This is a genomic window from Streptomyces sp. EDA2-14 (genome assembly GCF_054963755.1).
Genome location: NZ_JBUEGE010000001.1, coordinates 785,125 through 810,929 on the forward strand (window position 1 = coordinate 785,125; position 25,805 = coordinate 810,929).

A 25,805-nucleotide genomic window follows, 5' to 3' on the forward strand; every position below is an offset into this window, starting at 1 on the left:
CCCCGCGACCGCACCCCCGGTTCCGGCGACCAGTCCCCGCGGCGCACCCCCGTTACAGCCACCCCTTCTCCGCGGCGACCCCCAACGCCTCCGTCCGGTTCCGCGCCCCCGTCTTGCCGATCGCCGACGACAAGTAATTGCGCACGGTCGACTCGGAGAGATGCAGCGTCGTGGCGATGTCGGAGACCGTCGCCCCGTCCGCCGCCGCCCGCAGGGCATCCGCCTCGCGCGTGGTGAGCGGGCTCGGGCCCGCCGAGAGGGCCGCCGCGGCCAGGGCCGGGTCGACGACCGTCTCGCCGCGCAGGACCTTGCGGATCGACTCCGCGAGGTCCTCGACCGGGCCGTCCTTGACCAGGAAACCGGCGGCGCCGGCCTCCATCGCGCGTCTCAGATAGCCGGGGCGGCCGAACGTGGTGAGGATCAGGACCCGGCAGTCCGGGGCCTGGTCGCGGAGTTCGGCGGCGGCGTCCAGGCCGCTTCGGCCGGGGAGTTCGATGTCGAGGAGGGCGACGTCGGGGCGGTGTTCGAGGGCGGTGTCGACGATGGCGTCGCCGGTCGACACCTGGGCGATGACCTCCAGGTCCGGTTCCAGGCCGAGCAGCAGTGCGAGGGCGCCTCGCATCATGCCCTGGTCCTCCGCGAGGAGTACGCGGATGCTCTTGGCCGGGCGGTGGTCCTGCGGCATCTCCGTCACGCTGGAGAGGCTACGGGGTTCCTGGCCGGTCGCAATCAGTACGCGGCACCGGGGTGGGCGCCTGCCGTCACGGGTGCGCGGCACCGTGCGCCGCCTTGCCCACCCTGCCGCCCAAGGCGGCAGATTGCCCAAGGCGGTGCGGCATCGGCCGGTGCCGGTAAATCAAGCCCCGCCGGCGATTGAGGCGCGGGGTCCGGGGCGGAGCCCCGTGGCGTGGGAGCGGCCCACCGTCACGTTTGGCTGGTCAGCGGCGCGGAGGCGTCCTCCGTCGTCGGAAGGGTCGCCGTCACCTCGAAGCCGCCGGTGGCAGACGTGGTCGTATGGAGGGCCCCACCCGCCGTGGAGAGGCGTTCCGTCAGGCCCTTCAGGCCCGTGCCGGGGGTACCGGGGGCGGGACCCGTGCCGTTGTCGGTGATGCGCAGGCGGACCACGTCCGCCGCGCCCTCGACCGAGATCGTGCAGGTCGTGGCCGCACTGTGGCGGATCGTATTGGTCACCGCCTCGCGGACCACCCACGCGAGAAGCGCCTCCGTGCGCGCCGACAGGGGCGGCCCCGACAGGCGTACGACGGGTTCGACGCCGGCCGCGGTGAGGGCCGAGCGGGCCCGGTCCAGCTCCGTGGCGAGGCTGCCCTCACGGTAGCCGGTCACCGCCTCGCGGATCTCGGTGAGCGCCTGCCTGCCGACCGCCTCGATGTCGGTGACCTGCTCCAGCGCGGCGTCCAGGTCGCGCGCCGCGAGCCGCCGCGCCGCCTCCGACTTCACCACGATCACGGACATCGTGTGGCCGAGCAGATCGTGCAGGTCGCGGGAGAAGCGCAGGCGCTCCTGCTCCACGGCCTGGCGGGCCAACTCCTCTCGGGCGTCGCGCAGTTCACGTACTGTCTCGGACAGCGACAGGATCGCCGCGGTCACCATCGTGGACAGGAACGTGCCGTACGCGACGCTCACCGCGTCCCAGCCTCCGCGCAGCCCGGACACGACGGCCGCCACGACGGTCAGCGCGAGGCCGATCCGGCCCAGGTGCCGCCCGCGCGCCACCGCGCCGACGGCGAGCCCGAGCAGTGGGAAGAGCGCCAGCCAACTGCCCCCGTACGCCCCGGCGAGCCCGCACGTGAGCAGCGTCATCACGACGACGGCGGCCCGCGTCGACGCCGCCTGCCGGGTCTCCTTGTGGAACGCCCTGAACACCGCATAGACGTAGAGGGAGTTGAAGACGAACAGGCCCACGCCGCCGACCCACGGGTGCGGCGTCTTGCCCTGGAGGAGGTTCGACGCGGCGCCGAGGCCCATCAGCAGCCACGGCAGCAGCGTGAGCCCGGTGGCCGGCGGGCCCAGCCCGTCGTCCCGCTCGCCCCGTGTGCGGCAGCCCTTGGTCCTCTTCCACTTCCACGACGCCATGCCCGACCCCCGTAGCTCAGATGGTGCGTGCGGACCTGCGGTACGAGACCACAGCGTACGAACCGAAGGCCAGCAGCCACCCGAAGAGCACGGCGAGCGCCGCGAAGGACGGCGCGTGGCCGTCCGCGACGGCCGTGCCGAGCTGCGCGAACCGGTTGGTGGGCGTGAACGACGAGACCTGCCGCAGCCAGTGCGGGAACAGCGCCACCGGGAACCACAGCCCGCCGAGCACCGCGAGCCCCACGTAGCAGAGCATGTTGACGCCGCCGAGGGCCTGCGAGGTCAGCCGGTAGCCGTTGCCGAGGCCCAGCATCGTGAACGGCAGCGAGCCCAGCCACAGCAGCACCGCGATCGCCGGCCACTTCCAGGCGTCCATCCGTACGCCGTTGACCAGCGCGCCCGCGAGCAGCACCACCACGATCGCGGGCAGCACCGTCACCGCCCCGGTCAGCGCCCGCCCGAGCACCCCCTGCCGCGAGGTCATCGGCGTGATCCGCAGCTGCCGCAGCCAGCCGACCGCCCGGTCCTCGGCGACGCCGCCCGCCGTGTTCAGGGCCGCGCCGAGCGCCCCGTAAGCGGCCATGCCCACCATCGACGCCGTCCGCCAACTCGCTTCGGTGTAACCGATGTTGGTGAACAAGAGGTACATCAGGACCGGCATCGCGATCGCGCCGAGCACGAACCGTCCGTCGCGCAGTGTGCGCCGCACTTCGAGCCGCAGGTAGTCCCACATCACACACGCTCCAGGTGGTCGTCACGGTCGTCACGGTCGTCACGGTCGCCGCGGTCGCCGCGGTCGACGAGATCCTCGGACCCGGCCGTCAGCGCCATGAACGCGTCGTCGAGGGAGGCCGGCTGCACCTCCAGGTTCCGTACGAGATCGCGGGCGGCCAGCGCGAGGACCGTCGCGTCCGAGTCCTCGGTGCGCAGCCGGGCCCGGTCCCCGCGCACCTCCACCGCCATCACTCCCGGCAGCAGGCCGAGCCCTTCTGTGCCGCGCCCCGCCAGGTCGAAGGCGACGAGGGTGCCGCCGCCCGCCCTGCGCAGCTCGTCACCGCTGCCGTCGGCGACGACGCGGCCGTGGTCGAGCACCACGATCCGGTCGGCGTTGGCGTCGGCCTCCTCCAGGTAGTGCGTGGAGAACAGCACGGTGTGGCCGCGCCGCGCGTACGCCCGCATCGACGCCCAGAACGCGTGCCGCGCCTCGACGTCGAGGGCGGCCGTCGGCTCGTCGAGCACGAGCAGCGCCGGATTCCCGGCGAGCGCCACGGCGAACCGCACGCGCTGCGTCTGCCCGCCCGACAGCTTGTCGACCCGCCGCCCGGCCAGCTCCTCGATCCCGGCGAGCCGCAGCGCCTCCCGTACGTCCATGGGCGCCGGGTACCGCCCGGCCACGAAGGAGACCAGCTCGGCGACGGTGACCCGGGGCACGGCCCGCCCCTCCTGGAGCATCGCGCCGACCCGCCCGGCCCGCACGGCGGTGGTCGGCGCCGTGCCGAACAGCTCGACGCGCCCCTCGTCGGGGTCGTCCAGGCCGAGCAGCAGGGCGATGGCGGTCGACTTGCCCGCGCCGTTGCGGCCGAGCAGCGCCACCGTCCCGCCCGCCGCGATCTCCAGGTCGAGGCCGGCCACGGCCCGCACCTCGCCGAACGTCTTGACGGCCCCCGTGAACGAGACGGCCGCTGCCTTCGTCGTCTTCATGCCGATGACGCTACGGATCCGGGCGGGGGCGGCGGCAGATGCGGTTGTCCGCACCTCGGCAGTACAAATGTCACGGCCCGCATTTCTGACGCGGCGTCAGAAAGGTGCGCCACGGCCCTTCCCAAGCCATGTGCTCTTGGCTATACATGGGTCGCCGGGTGAATTGGAACAGGTTCTACCCGGCCCGTGACGACCTCGGTGCGGCCGACGGTGCGGACGGCCGCACCGAGGTCTTCGACCAGCCTTAGGAGCGTTTGCCTCTATGCCCATCGACGCCGCGAAGGCCGTAGCCGCGGAGCCCCGGTCCGCCGAGATCACCTGGGGCCACAAGGACATCCAGCTCTACCACCTGGGCCTCGGCGCGGGCACCCCCGCCACCGACCCCGACGAGCTGCGCTACACACTGGAGTCGAAGCTGCACGTCCTGCCGAGCTTCGCGACCGTCGCGGGCGCCGGCATGGGTGTCGTCGGTGGACTGTCCGCGCCCGGTATCGACGTGAACCTCGCGCACGTGCTGCACGGCGGCCAGACCATCGAGCTGCACCGCCCCATCCCGGTCGAGGGCAGGGCCACGACCACCTCGAAGGTCGCCGCCGTCTACGACAAGACGAAGGCCGCCGTGCTCGTGCTGCGCAGCGAAGTCGTCGACGCCGACGGCCCGTTGTGGACCAGCGATTCGCAGATCTTCGTACGCGGCGAGGGCGGCTTCGGCGGCGACCGCGGCCCCTCCGAGCGCCTGGAGGTCCCTTCCCGCGAGCCCGACCGCACCGTCGAGCGGGCCATCCGCGAGGACCAGGCCCTCCTCTACCGCCTCTCCGGCGACTGGAACCCGCTGCACGCCGACCCGGAGTTCGCCAAGCTCGCCGGCTTCGACAAGCCGATCCTGCACGGCCTGTGCAGTTACGGGATGACGCTCAAGGCCGTCGCGGACACGGTCCTCGGCGGCGACGTCTCCCGCATCACCCGCTACAGCACGCGCTTCGCCGGGATCGTCTTCCCCGGCGAGACGCTGCGCATCCGCATGTGGCAGGAGCCGGGCCGGGTGCAGGTCACGGTCACGGCCGTGGAACGCGAGGACGCGCCGGTGCTCGCGGACACCCTCGTCGACCACAACTGACAACCGGGACAGACAGGTTCAGGGACAGGTACAGCGACGTACGAAGGAGCCGCACGTCATGCGAGCAGCCGTACTGCACGAGATAGGCCAGGACAAACTGGAGGTACTGGACGACGTCGAGGCGGTCGGCTTCGGTCCGGGCAAGGTGCGGGTCCGGCTGCGCGCCACCGGCCTGTGCCACTCCGACGTCTCCGCGATGAACGGGGTGCTGCCGCAGCCCGCCCCGTTCATCCCCGGCCACGAGGGCGCGGGCGAGATCGTCGACGTCGGCGACGGCGTCACGAACCTGACCCCCGGCCAGCGGGTCCTGATGTGCTGGCTGCCCGCCTGCGGCACCTGCCCCGCCTGCAAGCGCGGCCAGACCGAGCTCTGTCTCGCCGGGTTCATGAACGCGGGCACCCCCAACTTCAAGCGCCCCGGCGGCAGCCCTTCTGATGTATTCGGCTTCGCCGGGACCGGCACGTTCACCGAGGAAGTCGTGGTCAACGCGGCCTGCGCCGTGCCGATCCCCGACGACGTGCCCTTCGACATCGCCGCGCTCATCGGCTGCGGCGTCACCACCGGGCTCGGCGCCGCCATCAACACCGCCGACGTGGAGGCCGGTTCGTCCGTCGCCGTCATCGGCTGCGGCGGTGTCGGCATCTCCGCGATCCAGGGCGCGCGGCTCAAGGGCGCGGCGGAGATCGTCGCCGTCGACCCCGTGGAGTCGCGGCGCGGGGCCGCCCTCAAGTTCGGCGCCACGAAGGCGATCTCCCCGGACGAACTCGCCGACGCCAAGCAGAACATCACCGCCGGCGAGGGCTTCGACTACGTCTTCGAGGTCGTCGGCAAGTCCGCCACCGCCCGCACGGCGTACGAGACGACGCGGCGCGGCGGCACGCTCTGCGTCGTCGGCGCGGGCGCCATGGACGACTTCCTCCAGCTCAACATGTTCGAGCTGTTCTTCGACGAGAAGAAGATCCTGCCGTCGATGTACGGCGGCGGGGACGTGCTGCGGTCCTACGAGCGGGCGATCGCGCTGTGGCGGGCGGGCCGCATCGACCTCGAGTCCCTGATCACCCACCGGGTGCCCCTGGCGGAGATCAACGAGGCCCTGGACCAGATGCGCACGGGTGTCGCGCTGCGGACCTGTATCGAGCTGTAGTCGCCGCAACGGCGTTGCGGTCTCGGGGCGCTGCCCGGGACCCCGCTGCTCAATCGCCGCAGGGGCTTGATATGTCCCACCCCACCGAGAGGGAGCCGAAACCGTATGTCTACGCCGCTCAACGGCCTCACGGCCATCGTCACCGGCGCCGGACGGGGCCTGGGCCGCGCCGAGGCGCTCGAACTCGCCCGCCTCGGCGCCAACGTCGTCGTCAACGACTTCGGCCAACCGGGCCGCGACGGCTCGGGCGAGGCCACGGCAGGACCCGCGGAGCAGGTCGTCGCGGAGATCGAGGCCGCGGGCGGCACCGCCACCCCGCACACCGGCGACGTCGCCGACCACCAACAGGCGCAGGAACTCGTCCAGTTGGCGATCGACACGTACGGCCGGCTCGACATCCTGGTCAACAACGCCGGCATCCTGCGCGACCGCATGATCTTCTCGATGACCGAGGAGGAGTGGGACTCGGTCATCCACGTCCACCTCAAGGGGCACTACAACACCAGCCACTTCGCGGCCCGCCACTGGCGCGAGGCGTCCAAGGCGGCCGGCGGCCCCGTGTACGGGCGCATCATCAACACCTCGTCCGAGGCCTTTCTCGCGGGCTCGGCCGGGCAGCCCAACTACGCCGCCGCGAAGGGCGGCATCGTCGGGCTCACCACCTCCACGGCGCTCGCCCTCGCCAAGTACGGCGTCACCGCCAACGTCATCTGCCCGAGGGCCCGGACCCGGATGACGGAGGACGTCTTCGCCGGGTTCGCCGAGCCCGAGGACGGGCTCGACCCGCTCGCCCCCGAACACGTCGCCCCGCTCGTCGGCTACCTCGCCGCCCCCGCCGCCGGGAACGTCAACGGGCAACTGCTCGTGGTGCACGGCGGCATGGTCGCCGTCGTCGACCGGCCCAGGGTGCAGGCGAAGTTCGACACGGCCAAGGACGCGTTCACGTACGACGAGCTCGACGCGCTGCTCACGCCGCACTACAAGGACCGGCCGCCGAACGAGACCTTCGCCGCGGCGGAGGTGCTCGGCCTCAAGCACGGCTGAGCAGGCCGCCGAGAACGGCTGACGCCACCGAACACGACTGAGGGGCCCGGCTGGTGCCGGGCCCCTCACAGAGACGTTTCCTCACGTCGATCGTCGAGCGCTACGCCTCGTCCGCGCGCGCCCCACGGTGCCGCCCGCGCGGCGTCGACTCATGGTCGCCGCCCTGGATGGGCGGCGTGGACACCTCGCCGCGGTGCCGACCCGAGCCGGCCCGCGCCTGGCGTGCCACCTCCATGTCGACCTCGACATGCGTGCCGTTGCCTTCCGCCATCGGAACATTCACCCCGTAAACACGTACAAGATCCTTCAGTTGCAGCCGGGCGAGTCTAACGGTCCGTGCCGCGGCCCCCGAGGGGCGCCTGTGCGAGCGGGACGGGGCGTGTCGCGGCGGGCCCCGGCGGTTCCGGTTCCGCCCTCGTGGGCGGCTCGTCGACAAGGGGTTCGGGCGCCGGGATCCGCGCCAGCCCGCACGGCGCCTCCTCGGTGACACAGGGCAGCGACAGCAGTCCTTCGCGCGAGAAGAAGCCGCTGCCCGCGAGCCAGCCGCCGGGCGCCGCCACCTGATGCATCCGCCCCTCCGCGGGCCGCCACAGGCCGAGCCACGGGGAGCCGCCCTCGGCGCTCTCCACGCACAGCGCCACCGCGCAGTTCTCCGGCATCAGGGACTGGCCGGGCTGAATGGCGAAGGGCGTCAGGGTGCAGTCGGCGAGGCGCAGCGACTCCGGGAAGCGGATCGGCAGCGTACTGCCCAACACGCCCCAGCCGAGCCGGAGTTCACCCGGCGTCGGGGCGTCGGAGCGGAGCAGGATGAGCCCGCTGTCGAGGTCGGCGAGGAGCAGCCGGTCCTCGCTGTCGTCGGCGATCTGGAGCAGCGGGGAGACCTCCCCGCCCCGGTCCAGGTCCACCACCACCGTCTTCACGGGGCCGCCGCCGGCCGCCTCCGGAAGGGCGCGGTCGAGCGCGAGCAGCCGGGTCTCGCGGCTCAGCCAGACCCCGCCCGAGCAGTGCCCCGGCACCTCCGCGAGCAGCTCGGGCCCGAAGCCGCCGCCCGCCACCTGCCACACGGCGGTCGACCGCTCGCCGACCGACAGCGCGTAGGCACAGCGCCCGTCGGGAGCGGGCGGGAGCAGCGTCAGGTCCGCGCACTCCACGGAGCCGAGCGGCACCTCGCCGGTGCCGGGGCCCGTCGGGTACAGCAGGGAGAACAGCTGTCGCCCCGCCGCGGCGCGGTGGATCAGCACCCGGCCGTCGGTCAGGGGCAGTACGGCGGTGCCCGGCTCCTCCGGCTGTCCCGCGGGCAGCGGGACCGCGTACGGCTCGGGTCCGTCCAGGGTCCAGCGCTCGGGGAACCATGAGGCGGGGGTCGCGCCGTCGTGCGCGAGCCGTGCCGCGTACGAGGCGTCCGCGGTGAGCACACATCCGGTGTGCGGCGGTCTTGCCCGAGTCTCCGTCGTGGGTTCGGTGGCCAGGGCGGTCATGGGATCACTCACCTCCGCTTGTTCCGGCCGACGCTAGTTTTCGCACGAACCTCCGTCGCATCTCGCGCCCGCCGTTTCACACGAAAGGTGGGCCATGCCCCGAATTGGCTGTGAACGGTGCGTCCTGTGTGCTCTCCTGCTCCGTCCTTCCGGTACGGGCCGGGCTTGGGGGTGGGGCGGGCGGCGCAGGTAACCTGTGTGCGTGCCCCGTCTGTCTGAAGTAACCGCCGCCCTCGAAGCCCTCTGGCCCCCGGCCCATGCCGAGGGATGGGACGCGGTCGGCACGGTCGCCGGCGACCCGGACGCCGAGGTCGGCCGGGTGCTCTTCGCGGTCGACCCGGTCCAGGAGATCGTCGACGAGGCCGTGAAGCTCGGCGCGGACCTGCTGGTCACCCACCACCCGCTCTACCTGCGCGGTACGACGACGGTGGCGGCCTCCACGTTCAAGGGCCGCGCCGTCCACACGCTGATCAAGAACGACATCGCGCTGCACGTCGCGCACACCAACGCCGACAAGGCCGACCCCGGCGTCTCCGACGCGCTCGCGGGCGCCCTCGGCGTCCGCGTCGTCCGCCCGCTGGTCCCGGACCCGACGGACCCCGCGGGCCGCCGCGGCCTCGGCCGGATCTGCGAGCTCGAGCACCCGGTGCCGCTGCGCGAGCTGGCCGGCCGCGCCGCCGACCGGCTGCCGCCGACCGCGCAGGGCATCCGGGTCGCGGGCGACCTCGACGCGACCGTCCGTACCATCGCGGTGAGCGGCGGCTCCGGCGACAGCCTCTTCGACGAGGTGCGTGCGGCGGGCGTCGATGCTTTCCTTACCGCGGACCTGCGCCACCACCCGGTGAGCGAGGCCCGCGAGACCACGCCTCTCGCGCTGCTCGACGCGGCGCACTGGGCCACCGAGTGGCCCTGGTGCGAGCTGGCGGCCGCCCAGCTCGACGAGATCTCCGACCGCGAGGGATGGGGCCTGCGGGTCCACGTCTCGAAAACGGTCACCGATCCCTGGACCGCCCACGCGGCGTCCGCCCGCCCGTCGCCCGCCACCACCCCTTCAGCGAGCGCTACGCGCACCCCTTCTGACTCGTCTGTATCTACTTTTGGAGCCCCCAACTGAACGCCGCGCCCGCCGACCAGATCCGTCTCCTCGACGTGCAGGATCTGGACACACGCCTCCAGCAGCTCGCGCACAAGAAGAAGTCGCTGCCCGAGCACGCCGAGATCGAGACGCTCACCAAGGACCTCACGCAGCTGCGCGACCTGCACGTCGCCGCGACGACCGAGGAGAGCGACTGCGCCCGCGAGCAGACCAAGGCCGAGCAGGACGTCGACCAGGTCCGCCAGCGCGCCGCCCGCGACCAGAAGCGCCTCGACTCCGGCGCGGTCACCTCGCCCAAGGACCTGGAGAACCTGCAGCGCGAGATCGCCTCGCTCGCCAAGCGCCAGGGTGACCTCGAGGACGTCGTCCTGGAGGTCATGGAGCGCCGCGAGTCCGCGCAGGAGCGCGCCGGCGAGCTGGCCGAGCGGCTCTCCTCGGTGCAGGCCAAGGCCGACGACGCGACCTCGCGGCGCGACGAGGCGGCTGCCGCCATCGACGCCGACGTCGCCTCGGTGACCAAGGAGCGCGAGGTGGTCGCCGGGACGATCCCCGCCGATCTGCTGAAGCTCTACGACAAGCTGCGTGAGCAGCAGGGCGGGGTCGGGGCGGCGAAGCTGTTCCAGCGGCGCTGCGAGGGGTGCCGGCTCGAGCTGAACATCACGGAGCTGAACGAGGTGCGCTCCGCTGCCGCGGATGCCGTGGTGCGGTGTGAGAACTGTCGGCGGATTCTCGTGCGGACGTCTGAGTCGGGCCTGTAGGAGTGTTGCGGTCCCACGGTGTTGCGGTCGCGGGGCGCTGCCCCGGACCCCGCGCCTCAATCGCCGGCGGGGCTTGATATGCCTGCACCTGACCTGAGCGCCCCCGCCACCTTTCTGCTCCTCCGGCACGGGGAGACGGCACTTACTCCCGAGAAGCGGTTCTCCGGGAGTGGGGGGAGTGATCCGGAGCTTTCCGAGGTCGGGCGGCGGCAGGCCTCCGCGGCGGCTGACGCGTTGGTCGCGCGTGGTGACGTCGATGTGATCGTCGCGTCGCCACTCGTGCGGTGTCGGGAGACCGCCGAGGTCGTCGCCGGGCGGCTCGGGCTCGCGGTCGAGGTCGACGAAGGGCTGCGCGAGACGCACTTCGGGGCGTGGGAGGGGCTCACGTTCAAGGAGGCGGGCGCGCGCTACCCGGACGACCTGAACGCCTGGCTCGGTTCGCCCGACGCCGCCCCGACCGGTGGGGGCGAGAGCTTCGCCGAGGTCGCCGAGCGGGTCGCGGAGGCGCGGGACCGGCTGACCGCCGCGTACCGGGGGCGCACCGCGCTGGTGGTCAGCCACGTGACGCCGATCAAGACCCTGGTGCGGCTCGCGCTCGGCGCCCCGGCCGAGGCGATGTTCCGCATGGAGCTGGCGGCGGCGTCCCTGACCACGGTCGCGTACTACGCGGACGGGAACGCGAGCGTGCGCTGCCTCAACGAGACAGCGCACCTCGGCTAGTTCAGCGCAGCGAGGACGCCTCGCGGGCCAGGGCCTCGACCCGGTCCCAGTCCTTCGCCGCGATCGCGTCGGCCGGGAGCATCCAACTGCCGCCCACGCAGCCGACGTTCTTGAGCGCCAGGTACGTCGGCGCGTTCGCGGGCGAGACACCGCCCGTCGGGCAGAACCGGGCCTGCGGCAGCGGGCCCGCGAGCGCCTTCAGGTAGGCGGCGCCGCCCGCGGCCTCGGCCGGGAAGAACTTCATCTCGTGCACGCCGCGCTCGATGAGCGCCACGACCTCGGACGTCGTGGAGACACCGGGCAGGTACGGCACGCCCGACTCCTTCATCGCGTCGAGCAGCGTGTCCGTCCAGCCGGGGCTGACCAGGAAGCGGGCGCCCGCGTCGACCGAGTCGGCGACGTTGGCGGGCGAGATCACGGTGCCCGCGCCGACGACGGCCTCCGGCACCTCGGCCGCGATCGCCCGGATCGCGTCGAGCGCGGCGGGCGTGCGCAGGGTCACCTCGATCGCGGGCAGGCCGCCCGCGACGAGCGCCCGCGCGAGCGGCACCGCGTCGGCGACGTCCTCCACCACGACGACGGGGACGACAGGGGCGAGATCCAGCACGGAGGCGGAGCCGGCAGAGGCGGCGGCAGTCGAGGTCATGGCCCCATCCTGCCCCGCCCGACGCAGCATGCGCAAAGGTCGTTGCATATGCTGCAACCAGCTCGCCTCGGGTGTCAGTGGATCTCGTCCACCAGGACGTCCAGGCTCCACGGGCGCCCGGCCTTCGTCGGCTCCTCGACCTCCACGACGTACCCGAGGTCCCGCAGCACGTCGACCAGCTCGGCGGGGCCCGCCGGAGCGGATCCCGCCTGGAGCAGCGACCGGACGATCCGGCCCTTCGTCGCCTTGTTGAAGTGGGAGACGACCTTGCGGGTCGGCGCGTGCAGCACGCGCACCGTCGCCGTCCGCTCCGCGACCTCACCCTTCGGCTTCCACGCGCTCGCGTACGCCGACGAGCGCAGGTCGAGGACGAGTCCGTCGCCCGCGGCCTGCGGCATCACCTCGGCCATGGGCCCCCGCCAGTACGCGCCAAGGGCTCCGAGCCCCGGCAGCTTCACGCCCATCGAGCACCGGTAGGAGGGGATCCGGTCCGTGACGCCGACCGCGCCCCACAGGCCGGAGAACACGAGCAGCGACTTCGCCGCCCGCTTCTTCGCGGGAGCGTCGAGCGTGGCCAGGTCCAGGGCGTCGTACAGGACACCCGTGTAGATCTCGCCGGCCGGGCGGGCGCCCGCCGTGCGCAGCTCCGCGTTCTTGGCGACCTCGCCGCGCAGCCCCTCGCTCAGGCCGAGCACCTCGCGCGCCTTCTCCTCGTCGGCGGTGCACAGCTCGACCAGCTCGTCGAGGACGGCCGCCCGCGCCTCGGCGAGCCCCGGCAGCGCGAGCCCCTCCGGCTTCAGCGGAGCCCCGCGTCCGGAAGCGGCCTTACCCTCCGACGGCGGCAACAGCACAAGCACGGGGCACTCCTCAAGCACGTACGGGAACACAGGTCGATCGCCGCCCCAGCGTACGGCGTGCCGACCCCGCCACCCGGTTCTAGGCTCGTGCCATGCCCCGTCGCCACCTCCGAGTGACCGGCGCGGCACGGGAGCCGCTCGGTGCCGTGCTGCGCGAACTGCGTACGAAGCTGGACGTGCCCGCGGAGTTCCCGGCCGACGTGCTCGCGGAGGCGGAGCGGGTCGCCGCAGAGCCGCCGTGGCTGCCGGACCGGGACGAGACGGCGATCCCCTTCTTCACCATCGACCCGCCCACGTCGACCGATCTCGACCAGGCCATGCACCTGTCCCGGCGCCCCGGCGGCGGCTACCGCGTCCGTTACGCGATCGCCGACGTCGCCGCGTACGTCACGCCCGGCGGTCCCCTCGACGCCGAGGCGCACCGCCGCGTCACCACGCTCTACTTCCCCGACGAGAAGGTCCCGCTGCACCCCACCGTGCTCAGCGAGGGCGCCGCGAGCCTGCTCCCGGACCAGACCTGCCCGGCCGTCCTGTGGACGATCGACCTGGACGCCGACGGCCGCGCCGAGTCCACGGACGTCGTCCGCGCCCTCGTCCGCAGCCGCGCCAAGCTCGACTACGCAGGCGTGCAGCAGGCCATCGACGACGGCACCGCCGAGGAGCCGCTCGCGCTGCTCAAGGACATCGGAACGCTGCGCGGACGGCTGGAGGTCGAGCGCGGCGGCATCTCGCTCGACGTGCCCGAGCAGGAGATCGTCGCGAGCGACACCGCGTACGAACTCGCCTACCGCGCCCCGCTGTCCGCCGACTCGTGGAACGCCCAGATCTCCCTGCTCACCGGCATGGCCGCCGCCGAGCTGATGCTCACCGCCGGCACCGGCATCCTGCGCACCCTGCCGACCGCCCCCGACGGCGCGGTCGGCCGCCTGCGCCGCACCGCGAAGGCCCTGCACATCGAGTGGCCCCACCACGTCCCGTACTCCGACCTGGTCCGCTCCCTCGACCCGCGGATCCCGCACCACGCGGCGTTCCTCCAGGAGTGCACGACGCTGCTGCGCGGCGCGGGCTACACGGCCTTCACCGGAGGCGAGCCCCCGGCCCTCGCCACGCACGCCGCCGTCGCCGCGCCCTACACCCACTGCACCGCCCCGCTGCGCCGCCTCGTCGACCGCTACGCGTCCGAGCTGTGCCTGGCCGCGTGCGCCGACCGGGGCGTTCCCGAATGGGTGCTGACGGCCCTGGACGGCCTCCCGAAGGAGATGGCCGAGGGGACCCGGCGCGCCAACTCCGTGGAGCGCGAGTGCGTCGACATCGTCGAGGCGGCGATCCTCGGGCACCGGGTCGGCGAGCTCTTCGAGGCGGTGGTGGTGGACGTGAAGGACCGTGAACCGGCCGTCGGAACGGTCCAGTTGACCGAGCCCGCCGTCGTCGCCCGGATCGAGGGCGGGACGTCCGCGCTGCCGCTGGGTGAGCGGCTGCGGGTCCGGCTCACGCAGGCGGACCCGGGAGCGGCGAAGGTGCTGTTCGCTCCGGCGTGAGCCGCCGGTCCGTCAGCCGCTCCCGCACCGTGCGGGCGAGCCGGTCGGGCTCCTCCGCGTGCAGGCGCACCAGGTGGATGTCCTGCGGGCGGCCGAGGAGCGTGAAGTGCCGGACGGGTGCGGCGAGTTCGACGGTGATCGAGGTCTGGGCGCCGATGTCCAGGTTCAGCTCGCCGTCCGCCGCCTCGTGCGTGTACTTGTTCTCGCGGCGCACGTGCGCGATCCGCTCCAGCGGTATCCGAAGGTCGACGAGGGCGCCGCGGCGCACCCGCAGGGTGTCGTCCGACACCACGTGCGGGCGGGTCACGGCCGACGCGTGCAGACCGAGGATCCACACCAGCGTGTAGACGTCGAGGACGAGTACGACGCGGTGCAGCAGCGGCCAGCTGTGCAGCAGCGCCCACATCGCGCCGGTCTCGACGACGCACGCGAACGCGAGGCCGTACATCATCACGGCCTGCCCCCGCGCGTACGCGAAGGCGCTCGCCCCCGCGGGGACGCCGTTGCGGCGCCGCGTCACCCACAGCGCGTAACTGCCGAGCACCCGCAGCTCGTGCCCGACGAGCCGCCACGCCTTCTCCGGCACGACGTCCCGTACCGCCCGGACCCCGCCGCGCCGGTACAGCACGAGCAGCGCGGTCGCCTCGGTGAGGAACGCGGCGACGATCAGCGCCTCCACGAACCACGGCGGCCTGATCCCCGCCGCCGCGCAGACGGCGACGGTGAGTTCGGCCGCGACCATGCCGTACGCGAGCCGGCGCAGCGTGGCCCGGACCCGCCGGCCCGGCCGGTAGTGGCGGCCCGCAGTCGAGGTCCCGGTCATTGCTCCGCACCCCCTTCGCCCGCCGCCATCCGCACCGCGAGGCGCACGGCCGCGGCCTGCGCGGGGGAGAAGTCGGCCAGGAAGGTGGCCAGCAGCGGGTTCGTCTCCGTCAGCCCGTCCACGGGCAGGTCCTCCGGCATGCTCGCGAGCAGCGCCCGCGCGGCCTCCGCCACCCGCGGGTCGTCCGGGTCCGCGTCGGCGAGGTCGTCCAGGCGGGCGTAGACCTCGCGGGCCGCGGCCAGGGCGCCCGGTTCGGCGAAGCGGGGCAGCAGCGCCGCCATCAGCTGCGCGCGGGCCTCCGGCGGGGCGGTCGTGTCGATGAGCGTGAGCACCTCGCGGTCCTTGGCGGCCATCGGCGACCCGGCGTCGACGTCCCCCAGTTCACTGAGGAATTCGGCGAGCTCCGGCGACACCGGCCCCTCCGCGGGCAGCCGCCCCCGCTCGGCCTCCGACAGGAGCGTGCGCAGCCGCGTCCGGCGGTCGCGGATCGCCGCCTCCTGCTTCGCCAGGTCCGCGTCGAGCTCGCCGAGCACCTCCACGAGGTCCCGGCCGGCGTCGTCCGCCAGCACGTCCCGGACCTCGGTGAGACCGAGCCCCAGCTCGGTCAGACGCCGGATCCGGGCCAGCTCCACCGCGTGCCGCAGCCCGTACTCGCGATACCCGTTGCCGAGCCGCTCGGGCTCCGGCAGCAGGCCGAGGTGGTGGTAGTGCCGGATGGCACGCGTGGTGACGCCGACGAGGCCGGCGAGCTCTCCGATCCGCATGACCTCAGTAGAAACGTTGACGCTGCGGCAAGGTCAAGCGGACGCCCCGCCCGGGCCGGGTAGGATGACCGGCACGGCAGACGAGCCGGGCGGGCGGCCGCGTGGGATCCCTTCGGGGGTCTCCCGAGGAACGTCCGGGCTCCACAGGGCAAGGTGGTGGCTAACGGCCACCCGGGGTGACCCGCGGGACAGTGCCACAGAAAACAGACCGCCGGGGACCGCAAGGCCCTCGGTAAGGGTGAAACGGTGGTGTAAGAGACCACCAGCGCCTGAGGTGACTCAGGCGGCTAGGTAAACCCCACCTGGAGCAAGGTCAAGAGGGACCGCCTCTTCGGAGACGGTCCTGCGCGGACGATCGAGGGCTGCCCGCCCGATGTTCGCGGGTAGACCGCAGGAGGCCGGTGGCAACGCCGGTCCTAGATGGATGGCCGTCGCCGCGACGTCCGAGAGGACCCGCGGAACAGAACCCGGCGTACAGCCCGACTCGTCTGCCCCTTCTCCTTCTCCGCTTTTCGGGCGCCGCTTTCCCAGCGGGTGAAACAGGTCTTCCATTTGCGTGTCACGTGCAGTTAATTTGACCGCGTGAGCACGCACGACATGGCCGGGGCCGCCCCGGAAACGGACGAAGTGGCCGATCCCGTACAGCGATTGGACCGGCTGCCCGTCGGGCCCTGGCATCGCCGGCTGACCGCGATCGTCGGCGTAGGGGCCTTCTTCGATCTCTACGAGGTGTTCCTCGGCGGCGTGCTCGCCGCCGCGCTCGCCGAGTCCTGGGAGCTGTCCGGCACCGAGAAGTCGTGGCTGATCGCGTCCGGGTTCCTGGGCATGTTCGTCGGCGCCAATGTGCTGTCCGTGCTCGCCGACCGGTTCGGGCGGCGGAAGATGTTCCTGGTCAACCTGGGGCTCTACTCGCTGTTCTCGCTCGCCTGCGCCTTCGCCCAGGACGCGACCCAGCTGTCCGTGCTGCGGTTCCTCGCGGGCCTCGGCCTCGGCGCCGAACTGGTGCTGGTCGACACGTACCTGGCGGAATTCCTGCCGCGCAAGGTGCGCGGCCGCTACATCGCCTGGGCGTACACCCTCGGCTTCGTCGGCGTGCCCGTCGCGGCGCTGCTCGGCGCGCGGCTCGTCGCCAAGCACGAGCTGTTCGGGATCGACGGGTGGCGGTGGCTGCTCGTCGGGGGCGCGCTCGGCGCCGCGTTCATCCAGGTGCTGCGGACCCGGCTGCCGGAGTCGCCGCGCTGGCTGGCCTCGCGCGGTCGGACGGCCGAGGCGGACGCGGTGGTGCGGGACATCGCCTCTCAGGTCGAGCCCGATCAAGCCCCGCCGTCGGACGAGAGCCGGCGGGGTCCGGGGCAGAGCCCCGAGACGTCGACCACGGTGCCGCTCAGCCGCATGTTCAAGGCCCCCTACGCCCGCCGTACCGTCATGTGGTGGATCTTCCAGATCCTGCAGACCGTCGGCTACTACGGCTTCGGTTCGCTGGCCCCCGTCGTGCTCCAGGCCAAGGGGCACACCGTCACCGAGTCGCTCTCGTACGCGGCCCTCAGCTACCTCGGCTACCCGGTGGGCTCGGCGCTGTCCGTGCCGCTGATCGACCGGATCGAGCGGCGCACGCTCATCATCCTGTCGGCGCTCGGGATCGCCGGGTTCGGCCTGGTCTTCGGGTTCGCGGAGGCGTCCTGGCTGATCGTCGGCGCGGGCTTCCTGCTCACCGTGTGCTCCAACGTCTTCTCGAACGCCTTCCACGTCTACCAGACCGAGATCTTCCCGACGGGCCTGCGCTCCAGCGCCATCGGCATCGCCTACTCGCTGTCCCGGCTGACCTCGGTGGTGCTGCCGTTCGTCGCGATCGACGTGCTCGAAGACCTGGGCGCGAACGCGGTGTTCATCGGCTCGGGCGTGCTGATGCTGGTGCTGTGTCTGAACGTGCGGCTGCTCGGGCCGCGCACCACCGGGCGGAGCCTGGAGTCGATCTGAGGCGCTAGGCGACCGGGTTCACGTGGGGGCGGGACGCGCTGACGAAGTCATGGATGAGGGCGCGGGACCGCTCCCGCAGCCCCGCCAGTTCGTCGCGGTCCGCGGCTGTCGTGATGCGCTCCACCGCTTCGAGCGCCTCCCGGCCGAGATCGGTCAGCGGCGGGGCGTCGGTGAGCAGTTGCACCCGGAACAGCGCCTCCATCGCGGCGGCCCGCAACCGCTGTGCCTCGCGCCGCAGTTCGTGCACGCCCGTCGAGTCGTCGGTACGTCCGTCATGGCGGCGGAACCAGTAATCCAGCTGCCCGCGCCGGTAGTTGGCGAGCGCCCCGCCGAACGCGCAGTAGGCGTCTATGCGTTCCTGCCGCAGCCGCTCGGCGCGCGCGAAGTCCTGGCCGCGCGCGGCCGTTCGGCCCTGCAGTACGTGGCTCAGGCCCGCGCCCAACAGGGTGCCGAGGACCGCTATGACGCTCGTGATGACGACGACCATGGGCACAGCCAACCAGTCACGGCCGCACCGGCACCACCAGAGGTGCCCCGGTCCGCGGATGCGGCAGCACCTCGACCGGGTGCTGGTACACGTCGCTGAGCAGCGGCCCTTCGAGGACTTCCGCGGGCGGGCCCGCCGCCGTGACAAGGCCGCCGCTCAGCACCGCCACCCGGTCGGCGTGCGCGGCGGCCAGGCCCAGGTCGTGCAGGACGACGACCACCGCGTCGCCTTCGGCGGCCCGTTCCCGGCACACCCGCAGGACCAGTTCCTGGTGGCGCAGGTCGAGGGCGGCCGTCGGCTCGTCCAGGAGCAGCAGCGCCGCGCGCTGGGCGAGGATCCTGGCCAGGGCCACGCGGGCGCGCTCGCCGCCGGACAGGGCGGAGAAGGGGCGGGCGGTGAAGGCCCCGGTCTCCGTCGCCGCGAGCGCCGCCGCGACGGCCGCGTCGTCCTCGTCCTCGCGCTCCGTGCCCGCCCACGGCGCCCGGCCCATCCGGACGACGTCCGCCACCGGGAACGGGAAGGAGAGCGTCGCCGACTGGGGCAACAGGGAGCGGCGCAGCGCCAGTTCGGCCGGGGTCCAGGCGTCGGCCGGGCGCCCGTGGACGCGCAGCTCACCGGAGGCGGCCGGAAGGTCCGCCGCCAGCGCCGCCAACAGGGTGGATTTGCCTACCCCGTTGGGCCCGACCAGGGCCAGCACCTCACCCGCCCGCACATCCAGGTCGACGCCGGCCAGGACGGGCCTGCCGCCCAGGTGCACGTGCAGGTCGCGGGCCTCGGCGACCGTGTCCCCGGCCTCGTACCGCTCGGGAAGGGCGCGGCGGCGCGTTCTCCACCGGGTCGTCATGCCCAGCCTCCTTGCTTGCGGCGGGTGCGGCGCAGCAGCCAGAAGAAGAACGGGCTGCCGGTCAGGGCGGTGAGCACCCCGATGGGGAGTTCGGCGGGGGCCGCCACCGTGCGGGCCGCGAGGTCGGCGGCGACCAGGACGGCGGCGCCGCCGAGGGCGCTGCCGGGGACCAGGAAGCGGTGGCCGGGGCCCGCCAGCATGCGCAGCAGGTGCGGGATCACCAGGCCCACGAAGCCGATGACGCCCGACACCGCCACGGCCGCCGCCGTGAGAAGCGCGATGACCAGGATGAGTGTGATCCGGAGCTTCTCGACGTCCACGCCCAGGTGCCGGGCGGGGCGTTCGCCGAGCGAGAGCAGGTCCAGCTTGCGGGAGTAGAAGGGTGCCACCAGCAGGCCGAGCGCCGCGCAAGGCAGGACTGCCAGCACCTTCGGCCAGGTCGCCTGTGCCAGCGAGCCGAGCTGCCAGAACGTGATCTGGTTGACGGCCGCGGCGTCGGCGTAGGAGAGGAACAGGCCGATCAGGGCGCCCGCGAAGGCGTTCACGGCGATGCCCGTGAGGATGAGCGTGACGACCTCCGTGCGGCCGCCCGAGCGGGACATCACGTAGACGATCAGGACCGTCGCGAGGCCCGACACGAACGCGCAGGCCGTGATGGTCCACGTACCGAAGAAGTCCAGGCCGAGCGCGATGCAGGCGACCGCGCCGACCGCCGCGCCCGACGAGATGCCGATGACGCCAGGCTCGGCGAGCGGATTGCCGAACACGCCCTGCATGAGCGCGCCCGCGCAGCCGAGCGAGGCGCCGACGAGGAGGGCGAGGACGACGCGGGGAAGGCGTACGTTCCACAGCACCGACTCACCGACCCGGTCGAGAGCCGCACCACCCGGGCCGAGCCGGTGCTGCACCGACCCGAGGACGTCGCCGGGCGCGATGTCGTACGCCCCGATCCCGGCCGAGGCCAGGGCGAGCACCACCAGGGCCGAGGCCAGACAGAGCGTCAGAAGCCTGCTTCTGCCGCGTCGTTGCGGATGTGGTCCGGTGGGCCGCGCCTCGGGCGCCGTCGGCTTCGTCACCGTCGCTGCCATGTCACGCCCCGCCCTTCCCGTACAGCTGCTCCACGATCGACCGCAGCACCTGGTCCGTGCGCGGGCCGTAGTTGAGGAGCACGCCGTCGTCGACCGAGACCACCCTGCGGTCGACGCCCGCCGGGGTCTCGGCCACACCGGGGATCTTCACCAGACCGTCGATGCCGCCGACGGAGTCGAGGCCCTTGGTCATGACGAGGATCGCGTCCGGCGCCGCCTTCGCCAGGGCCTCGCTGGTGATCGCGGTGAAGTCCTTCTTCAGGCCGGACTCCGCGCCCGCGTCGACCGCGCCCGCCGCCTCAAGCAGTGAGCCCGCGCCGGACTCCCTGCCGCCGATGAGGTAGACGGAGGCCGAGCCGCGCAGGTACAGGAAGGCGACGCGGGGCTTGTCGCCGCGTCCGGCGGGGATGTCCTTCTGCACGGCCGCGATCCGGTCCTCCGAACGCTTCGTCAACTCCCGCCCCGCCGAAGGTACTCCGAGCGTGTCCGCGACCGCCTGGATGCGGGTGCCGACGTCGGCGAGGTCCTTCGCCGGGTCGATCACGACCACCGGGACGCCCGCGTCGCGGATCTGCTCCATCGCCTCCTCGGGGCCCGAGGTCGTCTCGGCGAGAACAAGGTCCGGCTCGAGCGACAGGACGTTCTCCGCCGAGACGTCGTGATTGCGGGTGACCACCGGCAGCTTCTTCGCCTGGTCGAACGTGGCCGTGATGTCCCGCGCCACGACCCGCTTGCCGAGACCGAGCGTGAAGGCGATCTCGCTGAGGCTGCCGGACAGCGGCACGATCCGGTCGGCCCGCCGCACGGTGATCTTCTTCCCGTCGGCCGAGGCGACGGTGGCCGGCAGCTTCGGCTCAGGCGTCGGGGCGAGCGGTTCGAGGCGGTTCGAGGTCGCGGACGCCTCAGCCCCGCCGTCGGATCCGGCCACGCCCGTCTTCGCGGAGCCGCCGCCGCAGGCCGTGGCGAACAGGGCGAGGACGGCGACGAGTACGGAGATCAGCACGCCCGTCCGTCGGGTGGCGGGCGGGGCGGGAGCGGCTGGCGTCGGCACGCGGGGACCGTCCTGTCGTGAGCGGAGGGGCTGTTGGCAGAGGCGATCATAGTTTAGGTTAGCCTTACCTAAGTCACCAGGGGTCTGGTGGCGTCTGGTGCTGGAGTCCCGGAGGAACCGTCATGTCCCGACGCGCACCGATACGCGTCCTCGCCGTCACCCTGTTCACGAGCCTGCTCGCGGCCCTGCTCCCGGCCGCCGGAGCGCACGCCGCGACCCGCACCGTGCAGGGCGGCCGGCTCGACTGGGGCGTGAAGTCGTCCTTCCAGAGCTACATCACCGGGCCCATCGCGAAGGGCAGTTACACCCTGACCGGGGGAGCGGCGACCGTCGGCGCGAGCCGCTTCCGCTTCCACTCGGCCAGCGGCGGCTACGACGGTTCGACCGGCGCCTTCACCTCCTCGTTCTCCGGCGGAGTGCACTTCGTCGGGCACAAGAAGGACGACGGTTCGCACGAACTCGACATGACGATCAGCAACCCGAGCGTCCGCATCGCGGGCGGCAGCGGGACGCTCTACGTCGATGTCGTGAGCAAGGCGAAGGGCACAGGGGCGGTCACGTCGTCCCGTCAGGTGCCCTTCGCCTCCCTCTCCCTCGGCGGGATCGACATGAAGGGCGACGGCGACGCCGTCACCCTCAACAACCTGCCCGCCACGCTCACTTCGCAGGGCGCCACGTCCTTCGCCGGCTACTACACGGCGGGCACCGCGCTCGACCCGGTCAGCCTGTCCGCCGACGTCGAACCCAAGAAGGCCGAGTCCGGGAAGAAGCCCGGGACGTCCCCCTCCGCCACGGCCACCAAGAAGGCCGGGAAGGCGAAGGAGGCCGACACCGGCACCGTCCGGGACGGAGCCGTCGACTGGGGTGTGCGCCGCACCTTCCGCGAGTACGTCACCGGGGACATCGCCCGGGGCGAGTGGAAGCTCACCGACGGGGCGCAGGACGGCGGCGCGCTGTTCCGCTTCCCCAGGGGGGAGGGGACGTACGACAAGAAGAAGCAGACCCTGGACGCCGGGTTCACCGGATCCGTGCGGTTCACGGGCAAGCACGGGCTCGACGTGAAGTTCGCGGACCCGACCGTCGACGTCGCCGACGGCAAGGGGACGCTGCGCGCCGACGTCACCGGCGAGGGGAGCACCCGCAAGAACACCGCCCTCGTGACCTTCGACGTCGACGAACTCGCCGCGAAGGACGGCCTCGTACGCGTCGACGAGGCTCCGGCGAAGCTCACCGCCGCCGGGGCGAAGGCCTTCGGCGGGATGTACCGAGAGGGCGCCGCGATGGACCCGGTCTCCCTGGCCGTCGCGTTCGACGCCGACGCCGAACTGCCCGCGCTGCCGGACCTCGGCAGCTCCGCCTCGCCCGGCCCGGCCAAGAGCTCCGCCGCCCCGAAGGCCACGTCCGCCTCGGCGGCCGACAGTTCGGGGCTCTCCGCGGGCGCGGTGTCCGGGATCGTCGCCGTCGTGGCCCTCGTGCTCGCCGGCGCCGGATTCCTGGTCCTCCGCTCGCGCCGCTCCCCGCGTCCCTGAACTCCCCGCGTCCCTGAACTCCCCGCGTCCCTGAACGGGCGCTCCCACTCGAAGACGCTCCCACTCGAAGACGCTCCCACTCGAAGAGTTGAGGTAAGAAGCAGATGTCCCGCACCGGAAACCCGATCACCAGACACCCGATAGCCCTCGCCGCCGCCACCGCCGTCGTGCTCGGCAGCGGCGCGCTGAGCCTGCCCGCCTTCGCCGCCGAAAAGGCCGCGCCGGGTGTCGAGTTGAAGGACGGCACCCTCGACTGGGGCATCAAGCAGTCCTTCCGCAAGTACGTCACCGGCATCGCCCTCGGGAAGATCGAGGCGACCGACGGGGCGACGCAGGCCGCCGACAACGGCGCCTTCACCTTCGGCGAGGGCACGGGCACGTACGACACGGCGACGCACGGCACGGACACCGGCTTCAAGGGCGCCGTCCGGTTCTCCTCCACCGCGCACGGCTTCGACATCAAGGTCGCCGACGTGAACGTGGTGACCTCCGGCACGACCGGCCACATCGACGCCGACGTCACCCTCAACGGCACGACGCGGAACGACATCGAGTTCGCCACGCTCGACCTGTCCGCCGTGAAGCCGGGCCAGGGCGCGGGCGGCGCCATGACCTTCAAGGACATCCCGGCGACGCTGACCGCCGACGGCGCCGAGGCGTTCAACGGCATGTACGAGGAGGGCACCGCCCTCGACCCGGCGACGCTGACCGTCACCGCGGCCTCCGCCCCGACCACGCCCGCGCCGAGCCAGTCACCGACGAAGTCGCCGTCGCCGACCGACACGGCCACCACGGAGCCGAAGCCCACGAAGACCGCGACGCCGACCGGAAAGCCGAGCGCGTCCGCGACCAAGGCCGCCGACGCGGCCGTCTCCGGCGAGATCGTTGACGGGAACCTGGACTGGGGCGTCAAGGAGTCCTTCCGTACCTACGTCACCGGCCCCATCGCCAAGGGCAAGGTCGAACTCTCCGGCGGCGCGGGCAAGAACGGCTCGGGCTACCGGTTCGGCGACGCGAGCGGCAACTACGACGCCGACGCCAGGTCGCTGGACGCGAAGTTCGCCGGCAAGGTCCGCTTCCTCGGCCACCAGGAGGACGGCGCGTACGCCCTCGACCTGCAGTTCAGCGGGCTGCGCGTCACGGCGGACGGGAGCAGCGGCAAGCTCGTCGCCGACGTCTCCAGCAAGGACCGGGAGACCGGCAAGGTCTCCACGTACGACGGGCTGACCGTGGCCACCCTGAAGCTCGGCTCCGGTGACCTGACCGCGAAGGACGACGTCGTCGAGCTGGACGGCGCCGCCGCCACCCTCACCGCCGACGGGGCCAAGGCCTTCGGCGGCTTCTACGAGGCGGGCGCCGCGCTCGACCCGGTCACCGCGGCCGTCTCCCTCGACGAGGACGCCGCGCTTCCCGCGGGCTCCAACGGCGCTGCGAGCGGCGGCACTTCGGCCACGACCGGTGGCGCCGGTACGGGGGCCGGCTCGACCACGGGCGGCACCGGCTCCACCACCGGCGGTTCGCTCGCCGCGACCGGCGCCGGCGTCCCGGCCGGTCCGCCGGCCGCGGCCGCCGCGCTGATCGCCGCCGCGGGTGCGGGCACGGTGTACGCCACGCGCAGGCGGCGTACGCGGTCCTGACCGTCGGCCCCCGGCCGTCCGTCGCGTGTCAGATCAGCGGCGGGCGGCCGAGCCGCGTCATGCGCCACACCGTCCGCCAGCGCATCGGGCGGCGCTCGCCCGCGGAGGCGCGCACGCCCTCGGCGAAGCCGCCTGCCCAGGCGCGCAGGCCGCCGAGCGACCTCGTACGCAGCAGCGTGATCCCCGTCCACACCGCCAGGTACAGCGGGATCAGCGGCAGGGGGAGGCGGCGGCGGGCCAGCCACACCCGGTTCCTTGCGGTCATCCGGTAGTAGACGGCGTGCCGGGCCGGGGACGTCTTCGGGTGCTGGAGCAGCAGGGCCGGCTCGTACAGCACCTTCCAGCCGGCGTCGAGGGCGCGCCAGGCGAGGTCGGTCTCCTCGTGGGTGAAGAAGAAGTCGGCGGGCCAGTCGCCGGTCTCGGCGAGCATCTCCATCGAGAAGGCGTGGCCGCCGCCGAGGAACGCGGTCACGAGACCGCGCTTCATCGGGTCCTTGGCGCGCAGGCGCGGGACGTGGCGGCGCTGGGTCTCGCCGAGCTCGTCGGCGATGCGGAAGCCGACGACGCCGAGCTCCGGGTCGGCGGCGTACAGGCGCTGAATGGTGGAGAACACGTCGGCGTCGACGAGCAGCCCGTCGTCGTCCAGCTCGACCGCCACGTCCACGTCGCCGAACTCGCGCAGGCGGGCGAGGGCGACGTTGCGGCCGCCGGGGCAGCCGAGGTTGTCGTCCAGCTCGACCGTCGTGACCTCGAAGGGGTAGCCGGTGTAGGCGGGCAGCGGCGCGCCGTTGCCGATCATGACGACGCGGGTCGGCACCGCATCCTGCTTGGCCACCGATTCCAGGAGCGCCTCGACGTCCTTGGGCCGGTTGCCCATGGTGACGATGGCCACACCCAGGCGCGGGAGTTCGGAGCTTCGGTGCCTGTCAGTCATGGCGGCGATGGTAACCGTTCACCTGCGGCCCTCGGCGGGTGCGGGGGCACACGGGCGTGGACACGAGAATGGTCGCATGCACGAGGAAACAGTGATGGACGTGGTCGCCGCCGCCGTCGTGGAGGACGGCCGGCTGCTCGTCGTCAGCAAGCAGGCCGCGCCCGACGTCTTCTACCTGCCGGGCGGGAAGCCCGAGCCGGGGGAGAGCGCCGAGGAGACGCTGGCCCGGGAGCTGGACGAGGAGCTCGGCGTCAAGCCGCTCGGCATCGAGCGGCTCGCCGTGGTGGAGGACGTGGCGGCGCTGGAGGGGGTGCCCATGCGGATGGTGGTCTTCGCCGCCACGCTGTCCGGCGCCCCGGCCCCCGCCGCGGAGCTGGCCGCGCTGCGGTGGACCGACGGCCGGGACGGCGTGCGGCTCGCGCCGGCGGTCGGTGGGCAGGTGGTGCCGCTGCTGCGCAGGCTGGGGCGGCTGTAGGCG

The 25,805-nt window shown here is 72.8% G+C and carries 25 protein-coding genes, 1 other RNA gene and 1 pseudogene; 12 read left to right on the forward strand and 15 right to left on the reverse strand.

What is annotated here, in order from left to right; all coding sequences use genetic code 11:
* Nucleotides 1-52 precede the first annotated feature (52 nt).
* From ACY34M_RS03455 to ACY34M_RS03470, 4 genes are all read right to left on the reverse strand, one after another.
* The gene (locus tag ACY34M_RS03455; protein ID WP_462717722.1) at nucleotides 53-685 is read right to left on the reverse strand and encodes a response regulator; all 633 of its coding nucleotides are present in this window, start codon (nucleotides 683-685) and stop codon (nucleotides 53-55) included.
* Nucleotides 686-924: 239 nt separating this feature from the next.
* Entirely contained in the window at nucleotides 925-2,094 is a 1,170-nt protein-coding gene (locus ACY34M_RS03460; protein ID WP_462717534.1) for a sensor histidine kinase, read from the reverse strand.
* Nucleotides 2,095-2,110: 16 nt separating this feature from the next.
* Nucleotides 2,111-2,827: an ABC transporter permease gene (locus ACY34M_RS03465; RefSeq protein ID WP_462717535.1), complete on the reverse strand. Its 717-nt coding sequence runs from the start codon at nucleotides 2,825-2,827 to the stop codon at nucleotides 2,111-2,113.
* Complete coding sequence (locus ACY34M_RS03470) at nucleotides 2,827-3,795, reverse strand: ABC transporter ATP-binding protein (RefSeq protein ID WP_462717536.1); 969 nt, start codon at nucleotides 3,793-3,795, stop codon at nucleotides 2,827-2,829. The genes ACY34M_RS03465 and ACY34M_RS03470 overlap by 1 nt, the downstream gene beginning before the upstream one ends.
* Before the next feature lie 262 nt (nucleotides 3,796-4,057).
* Between ACY34M_RS03470 and ACY34M_RS03475 the strand changes: the two genes are divergently transcribed.
* From ACY34M_RS03475 to ACY34M_RS03485, 3 genes are all read left to right on the forward strand, one after another.
* Complete coding sequence (locus tag ACY34M_RS03475; protein ID WP_462717537.1) at nucleotides 4,058-4,912, forward strand: MaoC/PaaZ C-terminal domain-containing protein; 855 nt, start codon at nucleotides 4,058-4,060, stop codon at nucleotides 4,910-4,912.
* A 58-nt stretch (nucleotides 4,913-4,970) separates the two neighbouring features.
* Nucleotides 4,971-6,056 (forward strand): Zn-dependent alcohol dehydrogenase, encoded by a 1,086-nt coding sequence (locus ACY34M_RS03480; protein WP_462717538.1) that lies wholly within the window; start codon nucleotides 4,971-4,973, stop codon nucleotides 6,054-6,056.
* A gap of 105 nt (nucleotides 6,057-6,161) precedes the next feature.
* The gene (locus ACY34M_RS03485; RefSeq protein WP_462717539.1) at nucleotides 6,162-7,100 is read left to right on the forward strand and encodes a 3-oxoacyl-ACP reductase; all 939 of its coding nucleotides are present in this window, start codon (nucleotides 6,162-6,164) and stop codon (nucleotides 7,098-7,100) included.
* A 100-nt stretch (nucleotides 7,101-7,200) separates the two neighbouring features.
* Here ACY34M_RS03485 and ACY34M_RS03490 read toward each other — a convergent pair whose 3' ends face one another.
* Nucleotides 7,201-7,371, reverse strand: a complete 171-nt coding sequence (locus ACY34M_RS03490) for a hypothetical protein (protein WP_462717540.1) — start codon at nucleotides 7,369-7,371, stop codon at nucleotides 7,201-7,203.
* Between the two features lie 55 nt (nucleotides 7,372-7,426).
* Nucleotides 7,427-8,578 carry a hypothetical protein gene (locus ACY34M_RS03495; protein ID WP_462717541.1) on the reverse strand — a complete coding sequence of 384 codons (1,152 nt, stop codon included), beginning with the start codon at nucleotides 8,576-8,578 and terminating at the stop codon, nucleotides 7,427-7,429.
* A gap of 202 nt (nucleotides 8,579-8,780) precedes the next feature.
* On the opposite strand from ACY34M_RS03495, the gene ACY34M_RS03500 reads away from it, so the two are divergent.
* The 3 genes and pseudogenes from ACY34M_RS03500 to ACY34M_RS03510 form a co-directional block, all read left to right on the forward strand.
* Nucleotides 8,781-9,692, forward strand: a complete 912-nt coding sequence (locus ACY34M_RS03500; RefSeq protein WP_462717542.1) for a Nif3-like dinuclear metal center hexameric protein — start codon at nucleotides 8,781-8,783, stop codon at nucleotides 9,690-9,692.
* Nucleotides 9,689-10,432: a zinc ribbon domain-containing protein gene (locus ACY34M_RS03505; protein ID WP_462717723.1), complete on the forward strand. Its 744-nt coding sequence runs from the start codon at nucleotides 9,689-9,691 to the stop codon at nucleotides 10,430-10,432. Before ACY34M_RS03500 ends, ACY34M_RS03505 begins: the two co-directional genes overlap by 4 nt.
* Before the next feature lie 36 nt (nucleotides 10,433-10,468).
* A pseudogene (locus ACY34M_RS03510) lies at nucleotides 10,469-11,152 on the forward strand (histidine phosphatase family protein); the annotation flags it as partial.
* Nucleotide 11,153: 1 nt separating this feature from the next.
* Here the strand turns inward: ACY34M_RS03510 and eda are convergent.
* Both eda and yaaA read right to left on the reverse strand, forming a co-directional pair.
* On the reverse strand, nucleotides 11,154-11,798 hold the full coding sequence (gene eda, locus ACY34M_RS03515) for a bifunctional 4-hydroxy-2-oxoglutarate aldolase/2-dehydro-3-deoxy-phosphogluconate aldolase (protein ID WP_462717543.1): 645 nt from the start codon (nucleotides 11,796-11,798) through the stop codon (nucleotides 11,154-11,156).
* A gap of 74 nt (nucleotides 11,799-11,872) precedes the next feature.
* Nucleotides 11,873-12,655 carry a peroxide stress protein YaaA gene (gene yaaA, locus ACY34M_RS03520; RefSeq protein WP_462717544.1) on the reverse strand — a complete coding sequence of 261 codons (783 nt, stop codon included), beginning with the start codon at nucleotides 12,653-12,655 and terminating at the stop codon, nucleotides 11,873-11,875.
* 92 nt (nucleotides 12,656-12,747) lie between these two features.
* On the opposite strand from yaaA, the gene ACY34M_RS03525 reads away from it, so the two are divergent.
* Nucleotides 12,748-14,193, forward strand: a complete 1,446-nt coding sequence (locus ACY34M_RS03525) for an RNB domain-containing ribonuclease (protein WP_462717545.1) — start codon at nucleotides 12,748-12,750, stop codon at nucleotides 14,191-14,193.
* Here ACY34M_RS03525 and ACY34M_RS03530 read toward each other — a convergent pair.
* Both ACY34M_RS03530 and ACY34M_RS03535 read right to left on the reverse strand, forming a co-directional pair.
* Complete coding sequence (locus ACY34M_RS03530) at nucleotides 14,144-15,016, reverse strand: hypothetical protein (RefSeq protein ID WP_462717546.1); 873 nt, start codon at nucleotides 15,014-15,016, stop codon at nucleotides 14,144-14,146. The genes ACY34M_RS03525 and ACY34M_RS03530 overlap by 50 nt on opposite strands.
* Nucleotides 15,013-15,780, reverse strand: a complete 768-nt coding sequence (locus tag ACY34M_RS03535) for a MerR family transcriptional regulator (protein WP_462717547.1) — start codon at nucleotides 15,778-15,780, stop codon at nucleotides 15,013-15,015. Before ACY34M_RS03535 ends, ACY34M_RS03530 begins: the two co-directional genes overlap by 4 nt.
* 81 nt (nucleotides 15,781-15,861) lie before the next feature.
* Here ACY34M_RS03535 and rnpB point away from each other — a divergent pair.
* Together rnpB and ACY34M_RS03545 are read left to right on the forward strand one after the other, a co-directional pair.
* An RNA gene (gene rnpB / locus ACY34M_RS03540) (RNase P RNA component class A) lies at nucleotides 15,862-16,271 on the forward strand.
* A gap of 106 nt (nucleotides 16,272-16,377) precedes the next feature.
* Nucleotides 16,378-17,757, forward strand: a complete 1,380-nt coding sequence (locus ACY34M_RS03545) for an MFS transporter (protein ID WP_462717724.1) — start codon at nucleotides 16,378-16,380, stop codon at nucleotides 17,755-17,757.
* Nucleotides 17,758-17,761: 4 nt separating this feature from the next.
* On the opposite strand, the gene ACY34M_RS03550 is transcribed toward ACY34M_RS03545, so the two are convergent.
* The 4 genes from ACY34M_RS03550 to ACY34M_RS03565 are packed head-to-tail and all read right to left on the reverse strand — an operon-like array spanning nucleotide 17,762 to nucleotide 21,227.
* Nucleotides 17,762-18,244, reverse strand: coding sequence for a hypothetical protein (locus ACY34M_RS03550; protein ID WP_462717548.1), 483 nt, complete (start codon nucleotides 18,242-18,244; stop codon nucleotides 17,762-17,764).
* Between the two features lie 16 nt (nucleotides 18,245-18,260).
* Nucleotides 18,261-19,088: a heme ABC transporter ATP-binding protein gene (locus tag ACY34M_RS03555; RefSeq protein ID WP_462717549.1), complete on the reverse strand. Its 828-nt coding sequence runs from the start codon at nucleotides 19,086-19,088 to the stop codon at nucleotides 18,261-18,263.
* Complete coding sequence (locus ACY34M_RS03560; RefSeq protein ID WP_462717550.1) at nucleotides 19,085-20,176, reverse strand: FecCD family ABC transporter permease; 1,092 nt, start codon at nucleotides 20,174-20,176, stop codon at nucleotides 19,085-19,087. The genes ACY34M_RS03555 and ACY34M_RS03560 overlap by 4 nt, the downstream gene beginning before the upstream one ends.
* A 1-nt stretch (nucleotide 20,177) precedes the next feature.
* A complete protein-coding gene (locus tag ACY34M_RS03565) occupies nucleotides 20,178-21,227 on the reverse strand; it encodes a heme/hemin ABC transporter substrate-binding protein (RefSeq protein WP_462717551.1) in 1,050 nt (349 codons plus the stop codon).
* A gap of 122 nt (nucleotides 21,228-21,349) precedes the next feature.
* Between ACY34M_RS03565 and ACY34M_RS03570 the strand changes: the two genes are divergently transcribed.
* On the forward strand, nucleotides 21,350-22,756 hold the full coding sequence (locus tag ACY34M_RS03570) for an HtaA domain-containing protein (RefSeq protein ID WP_462717552.1): 1,407 nt from the start codon (nucleotides 21,350-21,352) through the stop codon (nucleotides 22,754-22,756).
* Between the two features lie 104 nt (nucleotides 22,757-22,860).
* Nucleotides 22,861-24,393, forward strand: a complete 1,533-nt coding sequence (locus ACY34M_RS03575; RefSeq protein ID WP_462717553.1) for an HtaA domain-containing protein — start codon at nucleotides 22,861-22,863, stop codon at nucleotides 24,391-24,393.
* A 28-nt stretch (nucleotides 24,394-24,421) separates the two neighbouring features.
* Here the strand turns inward: ACY34M_RS03575 and ACY34M_RS03580 are convergent, their stop codons facing one another.
* A complete protein-coding gene (locus tag ACY34M_RS03580; RefSeq protein WP_462717554.1) occupies nucleotides 24,422-25,327 on the reverse strand; it encodes a glycosyltransferase family 2 protein in 906 nt (301 codons plus the stop codon).
* Between the two features lie 76 nt (nucleotides 25,328-25,403).
* Here ACY34M_RS03580 and ACY34M_RS03585 point away from each other — a divergent pair, with 76 nt between their 5' ends.
* Complete coding sequence (locus ACY34M_RS03585) at nucleotides 25,404-25,802, forward strand: NUDIX hydrolase (RefSeq protein WP_462717555.1); 399 nt, start codon at nucleotides 25,404-25,406, stop codon at nucleotides 25,800-25,802.
* Nucleotides 25,803-25,805: the final 3 nt, after the last annotated feature.